At 61.1% G+C, this 12912-nt stretch carries 7 protein-coding genes and 1 pseudogene; 3 read left to right on the top strand and 5 right to left on the bottom strand.

All coding sequences use genetic code 11. The features are described from left to right. Positions 1 to 8: 8 nt before the first annotated feature. The 3 genes from Q7F16_RS29695 to Q7F16_RS29685 all read right to left on the bottom strand — a co-directional run bounded on the left by Q7F16_RS29695 (position 9) and on the right by Q7F16_RS29685 (position 3091). Positions 9 to 941, bottom strand: a complete 933-nt coding sequence (locus tag Q7F16_RS29695) for a diiron oxygenase (RefSeq protein ID WP_409557291.1) — start codon at positions 939 to 941, stop codon at positions 9 to 11. Then, positions 938 to 1714 (bottom strand): DUF3050 domain-containing protein, encoded by a 777-nt coding sequence (locus Q7F16_RS29690; protein WP_409557290.1) that lies wholly within the window; start codon positions 1712 to 1714, stop codon positions 938 to 940. Before Q7F16_RS29690 ends, Q7F16_RS29695 begins: the two co-directional genes overlap by 4 nt. A gap of 684 nt (positions 1715 to 2398) precedes the next feature. Beyond that, a complete protein-coding gene (locus Q7F16_RS29685) occupies positions 2399 to 3091 on the bottom strand; it encodes a GntR family transcriptional regulator (RefSeq protein ID WP_095974905.1) in 693 nt (230 codons plus the stop codon). 269 nt (positions 3092 to 3360) lie between these two features. Between Q7F16_RS29685 and lapG the strand changes: the two genes are divergently transcribed. From lapG to Q7F16_RS29670, 3 genes are all read left to right on the top strand, one after another. Further along, positions 3361 to 3984, top strand: coding sequence for a cysteine protease LapG (gene lapG, locus Q7F16_RS29680; protein ID WP_371856198.1), 624 nt, complete (start codon positions 3361 to 3363; stop codon positions 3982 to 3984). A gap of 14 nt (positions 3985 to 3998) precedes the next feature. After that, positions 3999 to 5945 (top strand): cyclic di-GMP receptor LapD, encoded by a 1947-nt coding sequence (gene lapD, locus Q7F16_RS29675; RefSeq protein WP_079301461.1) that lies wholly within the window; start codon positions 3999 to 4001, stop codon positions 5943 to 5945. A gap of 1211 nt (positions 5946 to 7156) precedes the next feature. Further along, positions 7157 to 7534 (top strand): DUF6124 family protein, encoded by a 378-nt coding sequence (locus tag Q7F16_RS29670; protein WP_409557289.1) that lies wholly within the window; start codon positions 7157 to 7159, stop codon positions 7532 to 7534. 151 nt (positions 7535 to 7685) lie between these two features. Here the strand turns inward: Q7F16_RS29670 and Q7F16_RS29665 are convergent, their stop codons facing one another. After that, entirely contained in the window at positions 7686 to 8024 is a 339-nt protein-coding gene (locus Q7F16_RS29665; protein WP_014335964.1) for a hypothetical protein, read from the bottom strand. A gap of 179 nt (positions 8025 to 8203) precedes the next feature. Then, positions 8204 to 12912: pseudogene (locus tag Q7F16_RS29660) on the bottom strand (LapA family giant adhesin); the annotation flags it as partial.

Below are 12912 nucleotides of genomic sequence, written 5' to 3'. Positions count from 1 at the left end.
AAAGGTCCTCATGGAGTCAGGTAATCAGCGAGGGCGTCGCGTACGCAGGGGGACGCGAGCATCGAGCTGCTGCGGAAAAAGCGCGTGATGTTGCCCACCAACGGGTGAAAACGATTGATGGGGTAGGCCAACGCACTGGCGTCTTCACGCAACGACTGGCGTACCGATTCGTCGACGGGCAGGTGCGCGATCAGCTCGAAATCGAACGCTTGCTGCAGGTCGCTCGCCAGGTACTGGACGATGAAACCGGGCATCAAGCGCGCAATCGCCGCGCGGTCCTCTTCGGGCGCGGTGCGCCAGTAGATCTGTACCAGTCGCGTCCAGAAACCGGAGTGCCGGCCCTCGTCGAGCAAGTGATCGGCCATCAGCCCCTTGATCGAGGCCTTGACCGAGTCGTCCCGGGCGAAGGCCGCCACTTCGTTGGTCACGGTGTTCTCGGCGATGGCGATGCAGATCAGCTCCACGGCGCTGAGCAAATGCTCCGGCGCCCGGGCCAGGGTCGCCGGTATCGCGCGGCTGAGTTCGATCTGCCCAGGCAACGCGATCGGTGCGATGCCGGTCATGTCGATGGTCTGCTGCATGAAGTCCATCGCCACCAGCGCGTGGTAATCCTCGTCCACCACCACGGTCATCGCGTCGTAGCGGCAGGCGAATGGGAATTCGATGCCGAAGCGGTTCTTGGCGATGCGGCGGGCGGTGTGGTCCACCAGTTCGGTCTCGAAAATCACCACGTCGTTGATGAACTTGTAGAGGCTCTGCACCAGCACAAAGTCGCGCAATTGCGGACAGTGGCTGAGGAAGGTCTGGCTGTGCACCAGCGGCTGGCGGCTCATGGGAAAGATCAGCTTGTCGTCGTCTTCGACCCGGCGCCGTGGCCGGGTACGGATCGTCGCGCGGCTTTCCCAGGCGTCGGCGAAGGATTGGTATTCGACGGCGTTCATGGCGTCACCTGTGCAACCGGCTGGGCCATGCTCTGGCGCAAGCCGTCCCACAAGGCTGCGCGGCTGTGGACAGCGGCGAGCGCGGCGGCCAGTACCTCGGTTTCGCGTTGCGGGTCGCCATCGATCAGCCGGGCCAACAATTTTTCTGCCGCTGGGCCATGGTCTTCGGAATCGACTTCGATGTGCCGCTGCAGGTAATAACGAAAGGTCGGTGCCTGATCCAGGCCAATGCCCCAAGCGTCGAGCATGCGTTGGAACATCTGCGGGATGACACTCTCGCGACCGTGCACGAAGGCGGCGGCCACGCTGTGGGCCGGGGCGTGCAGGGCGGTGTGCAAGGTCTGGCGGACGAACCGTGCCGCCGCCGGTTCGACCTCGACGCTGTCCAGCGCAGTCTCGGGGCCGACGCCTTCCTGTTGCAGGGTGATGAATTGCTCGATCGCGCGGGTATCGGCACCGATTTCCCGCATGGCGTCCAGGTACAGTTCGAAATGGCTGCAATAACCTGCGCCGGGGCGGTCATCCGACTCTTCCCCCAGCACGATTTCATTGATCAAGCGTGCCGCGTGCGGGTCGGCCGGCGGCAGCCAGGGCAGGTGGACACAAGTGAGCTCGCGTTGCAGCCGCTTGGTCAGCGACATGAAGTCCCAAACGGCAAAGACATGGCTTTCCATAAAGCGGCGTAACAGATCGATTGATGTAATCTCGGAAAAAACAGGGTGTTGGCCAAGTTCGTGCTTTTTCAAAGATAGTTGTTCTTTGGATGGCTGCATTGGAACGTCCTCATCAATGATGTTTTGTCCGGAAGGCTGCTCGTTATTTAATTAAGGCGAGCGGGTGCCTGAACCGGAATCCATGAATTGCTCTACGGGCTTAAGCATTCTCTTCTAAGCGTTTTGGTGGCTTGCATTGCCCGTGTTTAAAGGGGTTTGTGCAAGCCTGAAGGGCCGTCAGTAACGCGGCGAATAAAAAACTAATACATGGAGTAAGTAAGCGGCAAGTATTTTTTTAATTATTTAAAGTTGTGGTTTTATTAGGTGCGAAGAAGGCTCTTAAAACTTTTTATCTAAGTTTTATTGGCGCGAAGAAGCTCCTTCCGATTTAGGAGTATCAGAATCGAATAGTTCGAGTGAATGCCTCACTCGGAGCACTTCAGGGATCGGGGAGTTAAGAAGTTTTATGTTATGGGCAGGACGTCGGTCGGACATCCGATCATCCCGCCGGTTGGACGACGCTCCTTGCGTATTGGCTTCGATTCGTCTGGCCTCAGCCAGGCGTTGACTTCTTCAGGTCTGTTTTGAATCGACAAGCGCAAGAGTGAGCCCAAATCGATGGCAGTGCCATTGAACTGATGGGGCGACAAGTCGCGGCCACGGCCAGGCCGCGCCGCGCAGGCGACAAGTGAGTCGGAAGGATATGTAAGAAGTTTTTACACCGGCCGGACCGCCGAGGAGGGATCAAAGCTTCGACGACTGTTCCAGATACCGGCGCATGGTGACAGAGGCTTTTTCCAGGTGCCGCTCCAGCAATACGACGGCTTTATCGATGTCCTTGGTACGCGCGGCGTCGAGCAGCGCGCGATGATCGTCCTGGCTCAACTTGCCCAGCCCCATGGATGACAGATGAAAGCGCAGGAAGCGCTCTTCTTCATTGAGCTCGCGCTCGATCAGGTCCAGCAGCTTGCTGTTGGGTGCCTTGTGATAAAGCGACATGTGGAACAGCCGGTTGAGCTTGCCGATCTCGGCGTGTTCGGTTTGCGTTTCCAGCTGTTCGATGTACTGGGCGGCCAGTGCCAGGTCGTTGTCATCGAGCAGCGGGATGGACAGGCGCAAGGCGAACGATTCCAGGACCGAGCGCAGGGCGTAGGTTTCTACCGCGTTGTTGGTGATCAACGGTGCCACCACGGCGCCCTTGTGCTGAACCACATTGAGCAGTGACTGCGCTTCGAGCTGGCGCAATGCCTCGCGCACCGGCATGCGGCTCACGCCGAACAGGTCGGCCAGTTCCTGCTGGCGCAGGGCAGTGCCGCAAGGCAGGCGTCCATCGAGGATGGCCTCGCGCAGAGACTCTTCGATGATCGAGCGTGCCTGGTCAGCCGGGATGGGCCCGTTGACCTGGATAGTGCTAAGCGGTTTGGGCTTCTGTGTCACGACAACACCTGACTGGTAGTAACGAAAATTGGATCCAAGCCAACGTTAGTTACAGATTGCCAAGCCGTCAAAATCTCGCGGCCCCAGTTCCTGAACTAAAGTTTAGTCTGCTTGTGGTGATTGCAACCTGCCATTGTCTTTTACCGGGCCAGGCTTCACCATCCAACGAATTTCCAACGGCCCTTTTCGGACGTATTCCCTTGGCTGCACCTTTCCCTGTTCTCAGGTCCTTGCGCTGGCTGTGTTCGGCATTGTTGCTGGCCGGCCTGATGCTGGGTGGCTTGCAGGCTGACTGGGACTTTGCGCAGATCAGCCGACGGGCGCAAGCGTTATATGGTCCCTTGGGCGAAGGTCAGCAACGGATTGACGCATGGCAGCAACTGTTGGCGACCCAGAAACAGATCCCGGAACTGGAACAGCTCAAGGTGGTGAACCTGTTTTTCAACAAACAGGTGCGCTACGTGGAAGACATCGACCTGTGGCGCGAGGTCGACTACTGGGAGACCCCGATCCAGGCCCTGTGGAAGGGCGCTGGCGATTGTGAAGACTACGCCATCGCCAAGTATTTCAGCCTGCGTCATCTCGGGGTCTCCAGTGACAAGCTGCGCATCACCTACGTCAAGGCCTTGCGGCAGAACCGTGCGCACATGGTGCTCACCTATTACGCCACGCCCGAGGCGATGCCGCTGGTGCTCGACAGCCTGATCGACGGCATCCTGCCGGCCAGCCAGCGAACCGACTTGCTCCCGGTCTACTCTTTCAATGCCGAAGGGCTGTGGCTGCCGGGCGCCAAGGGCAACAAGAAAGTGGGTGACACCAAGCGCCTGTCCCGGTGGCAGGATGTGTTGAAGAAAATGCAGGCCGAAGGTTTTCCGGTCGAGACGACTAACTAGGAGCGCGCGCTCAGATGTCCTTGTTCAAACAGCTGTTGATCGCTATCTGTCTGTTCCTGGTGGTTGCCTTCAGCGGCAGCTTCATGGTCAGCCTGGAGAGCTCGCGGGCCCAGTACGTCAACCAGTTGCGCTCCCATGCCCAGGACGCGGCCACGGCGCTGGCGTTGTCGTTGACGCCGAACATCGACGACCCGGCGATGGTGGAGTTGATGGTCAGTTCGATCTTCGACAGCGGCTACTACGCGACCATCCGTGTGGTCGACGTGGCCACCGACAAGACCCTGGTCGAGCGCACCGGCACGCCGGACGCCGGCAGCGTGCCGCAATGGTTCGTCAAGCTGATCGGCCTGGAACCGGCCGGAGGCGATGCCATCGTCAGCCGCGGCTGGGAACAGGCGGCGCGGGTTGAAGTGGTCAGCCACCCGATGTTCGCCCTCGCCAAGCTGTGGCAGAGTGCGTTGGGCAGCCTGGGTTGGCTTTTGCTGTGTGGCGCCGTGAGCGCGGTGCTGGGGGCCTTGCTGCTGCGTCGCCAGCTCAAGCCGCTGGACTACATGGTGCATCAGTCCCATGCCATCGCCCGTCGCGAGTTCCTGAGCCTGCCGGAGCTGCCGCGCACGCCGGAACTGCGCCGCGTGGTGCAGGCGATGAACCAGATGGTCGAGAAGCTCAAGGCGCTGTTCCAGGAACAGGCCGAGCGCAGCGAGAAACTGCGGGTCGAATCCTACCAGGACAACCTCACGGGCCTGGCCAACCGGCGCTATTTCGAAATGCAGCTCAATGCCCGGGTGAGCAACCCGGAGCAGGCCAGCTCCGGTTATCTGTTGTTGCTGCGGGTCAAGGACCTGGCCGGTTTGAACCAGCGCTTGGGCGGGCAGCGCACCGACCAGTTGCTCCAGGCGGTGGGTGAGCAATTGCTGCGTGAATGCGCGCGGTATCCGGAAACCCACAACCTGGTCACGCGTATTCGCGGCGGAGAATTCGCGGTGCTGGCGCCTGGGCTGGTGCGCGAGGAAGCGCTGCAACTGGCGCAGAGCCTTGAAACTGCGTTGGCGAGCCTGCATGCGACCGGCGCGACGGATGTGGCGTCGGTGGCCTCCATCGGGCTGGCGCCGTTCGTCCATGGCGACTCGCCGCAAGCGGTGCTCCAGCTGGGCGACCAGGCCCTGGCCCAGGCCGAAAGCCAGGGCGAACCGGGTTGGGCCTGCCTGGACCACAGCGCGTCGGCCAGTGTCGGTGATGATCACCATGCCTGGCACAATTTGCTCGACCAGGCCCTGAGTCATCAGCGCTTCGAGCTGTACTTCCAGCCGGTGGTGGCCGCCCAGGACACCCAGGTGGTGCTGCATTACAAAGTGCTGTCGCGGTTGCTCGACGAGCAGGGCCAGACCATCCCCGCCGGACGGTTCCTGCCCTGGCTGGAGCGCTTTGGCTGGACCGCACGCCTGGACCGCTTGATGCTCGAGCAAGTGCTCAAGCAAATGGCCGGGCACGAGCAATCCTTGGCGTTGAACCTGTCCTCGGCGACCTTGGCCGATCCGCAGGCGTTGAACAAGATCTTTGAAATCCTGCGGGCGCATTCCAACCTTGGGTCGCGCTTGACCCTGGAGATTGGTGAAGAGCAACTGCCGGAGCAAGCGGTGCTGGAGCAGTTGACTCGGCGTCTGCGTGAGCTTGGTTTCTCCCTGAGCCTGCAGCGTTTTGGTGGGCGGTTCAGCATGATCGGTAACTTGTCGCGGTTGGGGTTGGCTTACCTGAAGATCGATGGCAGCTATATTCGTGCGATTGACCAGGAGAGCGATAAGCGCTTGTTCATCGAGGCGATTCAGCGGGCGGCTCACAGTATTGACCTGCCGTTGATTGCTGAGCGGGTTGAGACGGAGGGGGAGTTGGCGGTGATTCGGGAGATGGGGTTGTTTGGGGTTCAGGGGCAGTTGGTTGGGGAGCCTAAGCGTTGGGATTGAGACTTCTGAGCGAGTACATATCCATTTCTGCGGTAACGGCGGCTTATGGTTCCGCTCTTACAGCGGGTCACTTTCGAAAAGCGCGAAAGTAACCAAAGCGCTCATGCCCCACCACTCGGCACCTCGCCTAGGCTCGGTGTGCCCTCACTCCGGCATTGCTCCGTGGGCCCGCCGCGAAGGGCCATCCATGGCCCAGCGCGGCTATCCCGGCATCCATGCCGGGATGCCCACTCCACAATGCCTGCGTTCGGCCAGCGTGGTTAACGGGGCGCCGAGATCAACGTCCACCGCGAGGCGGCCTGGTAGCCGACCTGGCTCTCCCGGTCGTACACCCGTCAGATCTGTTTGAGCAGGACTTGTGGGAGCAAAGCTTGCTCGCGAAGCGACGGCACATCCAGCATTGATGCAAGCAGACCCACCGCCATCGCGAGCAAGCTTTGCTCCCACAGGGACCGGCGGTGGACACTGATCTTATAAACGACCAAAAACCTATGTGGGAGCGAGCTTGCTCGCGATAGCGGTGGTTCAGTCACATGGATGCTGGGCTTGCCGGCCTCTTCGCGAGCAAGCCCGCTCCCACAGGGAAAACGCAGTCCCTCCAAGAACCAGGTCGGCTACCAGGCCGCCTCGCGGTGGACGTTGATCTCGGCGCCCCGTTAACCACGCTGGCCGAACGCAGGCATTGCGCAGTGGGCACCTCGGCATGGATGCCGAGGTAGCCGCGCTGGGCCATGGATGGCCCTTCGCGGCGGCCCACGGAGCAATGCCGGAGTGAGGGCATGCCGAGCCTAGGCGAGGTGCCGAGTGGTGGGGCAGAAGCGTTTTGCTTACTTTTGCGCTTCTCAAAAGTGAGCCGCCGTCAGGGCGGAACCCTAAGTGGCCGTTACCGCAGAAACGGATATACACCCCCCTCTAAAAGTAAGGTCCTAGGAGATTTCCTTCGAGTTGTAGCGAAGTTGGTGAACTTGTCGGGCGTCTGCCTCGTGGCTAGTCTGGGGTTGTCACTGAAAAAAACGGTGACACTGGCGTGCAAGCCGGTTAAAAGACGACGCGCAAGCGCTTTATGGCGGTTGTGCGTGGGAGATTTCTTCGTGAGAAGGATTCTGCCGGGGTTCCGTCTGCCCGGTCTTGCACACCTGCGTACAACTGCCACCTCATTTGCGTGCAAGCGAAGGGTGTCGGTTCCACTTCTACAGATGGAGCTTCACGACATGTTCAAAGTAACTCCGAATCCGCCAGAAAACTCTGGCAACAACTCCAGCAAATCCTCTAAATCAAAAAAACTCGACGAAGCCGCCGAGCGCGCCCTTGACTACTACCTCAACCCCAAACCCAAACCCACCGATGAAGCCTCGGGAAAAACCCAAACCGCCCAACTTTTCATGGTCTCCCCGGACATCGACACCGAAACCCTCCTGGCCAATGCCTCCGAAGACTTGCTGTCCATCAGCGCCATCGCCGCCGACCTGGCTGATGACGTCGACGGCTCACGCCGCAGCGTGATCCTGGCGATCAGTCGAATGGCCGATGGGGTGCATCTGTTGGTGGAGCGGGCGATGGATCGGCTGGAGGTTCTAGCGGCGGGCTGACAGACCTGCGGTGAATTGAAGATTGCCATCGCGAGCAAGCTCGCTCCCACAGTTGATCGGTGTTGATCTCAAAACTTCAAATCGACACAAAACCAATGTGGGAGCGAGCTTGCTCGCGATGAGGGCCGTCCCGACACCGATGAAACCAGGCCTAGATCAACCCTTTCTCATCATCATCGATCAACCGGCTCAACCCACCCAAGGCTTCCCGGGCCTGGTTGCGGTCCATCAGCTTGGCCTGGGCCGCCGGTGGCAGGTCGGTGACGCGGATGACGCCTTTGCTGGTCAGCACCTGGATCAAGTCATCGAGTACCCGGATCATCTCCAGGTCGCTTTGCTTGAGCTGCTTGAGGCTGTTTTCCACTGCCTGGTTGGCGAACCAGTCCTGGATCTCGTGGTTGTCGGCCGGCAAGGTTTCGGTGGCCTCGGCGTAAGCGGTGGCTTCTACGCGCACCAGCAGGCCTTGTGCATCGCGTTGCACATAAAACATCGGGCATCCCTCATGTATGAAGCGGCGTCATGCTGGGCAGCATAGGCCAACTGTGGGGGAGTATGAACACTTATCCCGTGGCGAGGGAGCTTGCTCCCGCTGGGCTGCGCAGCAGCCCCTAAAAACAGGGCCGCTTCGCGCCCCTGCGGGAGCAAGCTCCCTCGCCACGGGTGTCAGGTTCAGCTGTTGTTGTGATCGACCTTGATGGTCGGGTCGCTGCCGGCGATCAACGAGTTCAGGTTCACGTTCGACCAGTTGTTGCCTTCGAGCTTGATCGTCACGTCCGGCGTCGCTGCGCCGCCGTTGGCCGCATTGAACTGGCCGGAAGTGCTGACCTGCAGTGACGACACGCCATCGACCGTGCTGATTTTCAGGAAGTGGTCGATGGTGCTGCCGGTTTCGCCCTGCAATAGATCCCGCAGGTCGATCCGGTCACCTTCGCTGGCCTTGAAGTCCTTGATCACGTCGGTGCCGGTGTCGCCGGACTTCCAGACAAAGGTATCGCCGCCCAGGCCACCGATCAGGGTGTCATTGCCCTGGCCGCCGATCAGTGTGTCGTTACCCGTACCACCGAGCAGGATGTCATTGCCCTTGCCACCGTTGAGTGTGTCATTGCCGCCCTGGCCGAAAATGATGTCGTTGCCGGCACCGCCCAGCAGGGTGTCATTGCCATCGTGGGCACCGGACACATCGAACGCGGTGTAGTGCTCGGTGATGTACTGGTGCACGTTGCTGGTGGTGACCTTGCTGACGTCCACGCCGCTCTGTTGGGCGACGAAGGCCTGGATGGCCTGGTAGCCCTCGCCAGCAACGCCGTTGAAGCTCACCAGGTCGCCGAACAGGATGTCGTTGCCGTCGCCGCCGTTGACCGTATCGGAGCCCGGCAGGGTCGCTTCGGTGTGGCCGATGATCGAGTTGGCCAGGTTGTTCGGGTCGATGTTGGTCTGTGGTGTCGAGTCCGAATCGTAGGGCTTGAGGTCGTTCAGGGTCACATCGCTGTTCAGGCCGATGGCTTCGACGGTGCTCAAGCCTTTGAGCAGCGTGAAGCTGTCGGTCGAGCCCGCCGCCGAATCGACATAGTTCCAGTAATCGCCATAACCGGTGCCGCCCTGTTTCGACACTTCAAAGGTGCCATTGCCCTCGGCATGCACCGTACCCACATAGCTGTCGGTCCATTTCTTGCCGCTTTTGGTCGACAGGTACATCTCGCCGTTTTCGTAGATGGTGTACTTGTGCGTGCTGTCGATCGTCTGGGTGTAGTACTTGCCGACGCTGTAATTGGCCGCGCTCAGGACGTCATCGAGCTTGACGCTGCCGTAAAGCGTTGGGTTGCCCTGTTCTTCGGTCTGGTAGTAGGTCGGCTTGCCGTCGGTAATGAAGTACGTGAGGTTCTTCGCCCCGGTATTGTTCAGGGCTTCGGTACTCTTGAAGAAGTTCGCCGTGGTCTTGAACACGTCTTCATAGTTGGTACCGCCACCGGACACCATCGAGTCGAGCAGGCCCTTGAGCAGGGTCAAGGCGTTCGGGTCGTTGAGGTTGACCGAGACCGTGTTGTTCACCTGGCTATCGAAGTCTGCCAGGAAAATATTCACCGTCCCGGAGTTGCTGCCCAGGCTCTGCTTGAGGGTGTTGAACACCGAAGTCAGCGAGGCCTTGGCCGCTTCGATGGACGAGTCGCTCATGCTGCCAGAGCTGTCGACCATGAAGGCGATGTTGTAGTTGACCCCCGGCACCACGGTCAGCCCGCCGATGTCGGCGACCACGATGTCGTTGCCGTCGGTGCCGGTGACGTTGTCGCTGCCCGACGTGGCGGTGATGGCGTTATAGGTGGCCGGGTACACGGTGACCGGAATCTGCGCCGTGCTCGTTGCCGAGCCGCCGAGGGCTTCGGTGGAGGTCGAGGTCACGGTCAGGTTGAACTGGCCGTTGTAGTAGGTCGGTGGGGTCAGGGTCAGGCTGCCCAGGTTCCAGCCGGTGACCGAGGCTTCGCCGTTGCTGCCCACGGTCGCGGTATGGCCCGCGCCGTCGCTCAGTACGCTGCCTTCCGGCATGCCGCCAATCTTCACGCTCAGGCTTTCGGAGCCGTCGGTGTCGGTCAGGGCGGTGGTGATCTTCGACAGGTGCACGCTGGTGCCTTCGGCGCCTTCGTTGAGCTTGAAGCCGTCGTAGTAGCCTTCGCCGTTGGTGCCGTGCAGGTCGGAGACGGTCACGCCAGAATTTGCCAGGTCGGTCACGCCGGTATAGAGCGGCACGCCGGCACTGCTCAGGTCGACCGGTGTGCTGCCGTTGACCGACAGGTTCACGTCATAGCTGCCCGGGCCGGTCTGGTTGTGGTGGTAGATGTCCAGGGTGTAGTAGCCGCTGGTGGTCGGCGTGAACGAACCGTTCAACTGGCCGCCCGCACCCCACGTGGTTGCCGCGGCGGTTTTACCGCCGATGGTGACCAGCAGGCTGTCATCGCCCGTGCCGCTGAAGGTGTAGGTCTTGCCGGCTTCGAGGAAAATCAGGCCCGAGGTTTTCGATGCAGTGCCCGGGTTGACGTTGCTGTCGGACTGCACGTTGGTCACGTTGGTGCTGCTGTTCGGCGTGCCAGCGGCGTCGATCACCGACTTGAGCGTGCCAGACGGCGCGCCGCTGCCATCGGTGCCCAGGCCCGACAGACCGGTCCAGACTTCCTTGATCAGACCGGTGGAGGTCACGTTGTTGCCGGCCACGTTGAGGTTTGGTGCGTCGGCGACTGGCGTGATGTCGATCTTCACGGTGCCGGTATTGCCCAGCGTCTGACCGTCGGTTGGCTGGAAGCTGATTTGCGCGTAATCGGCCTTTTGATCGCCCACGCCGGCCGGGTTGCCGTTGGCACCGGATTCGTTGGCATCGGGGGTAAAACGCAGCTTGCCGGCGTCGATGTCAGCCTTGGTGAAGGTCTGGTTGTTGGCCACGTCCTTCCAGGTTGCGCCGTCCAGGTACTGCAACTTGCCGTCGCTCGGCAGCCCGGTGATTTTGACACCCTGGCTGGCGGCGGCGCTGTCCACGTCGCTGATGCCGAACGTCGACCAGCCGAGGACCAGCGAGGTGTCTTCGGTACCGGTCACCGCGCCACCGGTGGCCACTGGCGCATCGTTGACCCCGACCACGTTCACGGTGGTGGTGGCGGTGTTGGAGTAGCTCGCGCCGTCGGTCACCGTCACGGTGATGATGCGCGGTACGGTGCTCGGATCTTCGCTGTTGTTGATGAAGCTGATGTTCTTGATCTGCTGCATGTAGTCGGCCAGCGTCGCATTGCCCGACAGCGTCAGGACGACTTTGCCGTCGGTGCTATTGGCGTTGATGCTGATGCCGTTGACGCTATTGCCCAGGTTCAGATGATCGCCAGGCTGACGGTTGGTCAGCACGATGGTGGCGCCGGTCAGCATGGTGCTGTCCGGGTCGGTGATTTTCAGGTCGGTGTCGGCGATGGACACGCCCGGGCCGGTGGTGCCTTCGGTGAAGGTCACCTGGTAATCGGCGCCGGTCTTGCCGCTGGAGTTGTTGGCGTCCAGGTCGAGTACCGGTGGCGCATCGTTGTCGATGATCGAGGTGCTGACGCTGCCGTTGGTGCCGCTGACTGCCAGGTGCTCGAAGTTGCCACCGGTGGCCGAGTCGATCTTGACCACGAAGTTTTCGGTGCCCTCGGTGATCTTGTCGTCCAGCGTTGCCACGTTGAAGGTGGCGCTGGTGGCGTTGGCCGGGATCTTCACGGTGTAGACACCGGTGAAGTCCGTGCCATCGGCGGCGGTGCCGCTGTAGACGATCTTGAGCGTCACTTCGGTTTGTGCCGGGTTCGTCAGGCTGACGGTATAGGTGGCCGCCTGGCCTTCGGTGACCGACGTGCTGCCGGTGATGCTGACGGTGGTGTTATCGACAGTGTCGCCCACGGCCGTCGACGCGCCGGTCTTATCGACAGCGATGGCTTCGAGGTTACCGCCGGAGGCCGATTTGATGGTCTCGGTGACGGACGGCGCGCCGGTGTAGACGTCGTTGCCGACGGCTACGTCCAACACGCCCGAGCTTGCACCGGCGGCGATGGTGATGGTTTTGCCGCTGTCCAGGGTCACGGTGACCGGACCGTTCTGCGCGGTGACGGGGTTGCCGTTGGCATCGGTCAGGGTCGCGGTGTAGGTGATGGTGCCGTTTTCATTCACGGTCGGTGTGGCGGTCAACGTCACGGTGGTGGTGTCGTTGACGTCGCTGACGACGGTGCTGACCGGCGCGGTGTTAGGCGCGATGGCTTCAAGGTTGCCACCAGTGGCGGTACTGATGCTTTCGGTGACGGTGGTCGGACCTTGGTAAACATCGTTGCCAACCGTGACATCCAATACACCCGAGCTTGCGCCCGCGGCGATGGTGATGGTCTTGCCGCTGTCGAGCGTGACAGTGACCGGACCATTTTGCGCGGTGACTGGGTTGCCATTGGCATCGGTCAGCGTCGCGGTGTAAGTGATGGTGCCGTTTTCGTTCACTGTCGGTGTGGCAGTGAGCGTCACGGTGGTGGTGTCGTTGACATCGCTGACGATGGTGCTGACTGGCGCCGTGTTCGGGGCGATGGCTTCCAGGTTGCCACCGGATGCCGAGGCAATCGACTCGGTCACGGTGGTTGGGCCTTGGTACACATCATTGCCGACGGCTACATCGAGCACGCCCGAGCTTGCGCCCGCAGCGATGGTGATGGTCTTGCCGCTGTCCAGGGTCACGGTGACCGGACCGTTCTGCGCGGTGACGGGGTTGCCGTTGGCATCGGTCAGCGTGGCGGTGTAAGTGATGGTGCCGTTTTCGTTCACAGTCGGTGTCGCGGTCAAGGTCACCGTGGTGGTGTCGTTGACGTCGCTGACGATGGTGCTGACCGGCGCGG

The organism is Pseudomonas sp. Lb2C2 (assembly GCF_052112205.1).
Lineage (GTDB): Bacteria > Pseudomonadota > Gammaproteobacteria > Pseudomonadales > Pseudomonadaceae > Aquipseudomonas > Aquipseudomonas kilonensis.
The sequence above is the reverse complement of the archived record's forward strand: the minus strand, read 5'-3'. Positions and strand labels throughout refer to the sequence as shown.

Bases quoted from the DNA above. Each gene is read 5' to 3' on its own strand.
- Q7F16_RS29695 (WP_409557291.1), bottom strand. From the start codon at position 941: ATGAACGCCGTCGAATACCAATCCTTCGCCGACGCCTGGGAAAGCCGC.
- lapG (WP_371856198.1), top strand. From the start codon at position 3,361: ATGCTGGGTGGCTTGCAGGCTGACTGGGACTTTGCGCAGATCAGCCGA.
- Q7F16_RS29690 (WP_409557290.1), bottom strand. From the start codon at position 1,714: ATGCAGCCATCCAAAGAACAACTATCTTTGAAAAAGCACGAACTTGGC.
- Q7F16_RS29670 (WP_409557289.1), top strand. From the start codon at position 7,157: ATGTTCAAAGTAACTCCGAATCCGCCAGAAAACTCTGGCAACAACTCC.
- Q7F16_RS29665 (WP_014335964.1), bottom strand. From the start codon at position 8,024: ATGTTTTATGTGCAACGCGATGCACAAGGCCTGCTGGTGCGCGTAGAA.
- lapD (WP_079301461.1), top strand. From the start codon at position 3,999: ATGTCCTTGTTCAAACAGCTGTTGATCGCTATCTGTCTGTTCCTGGTG.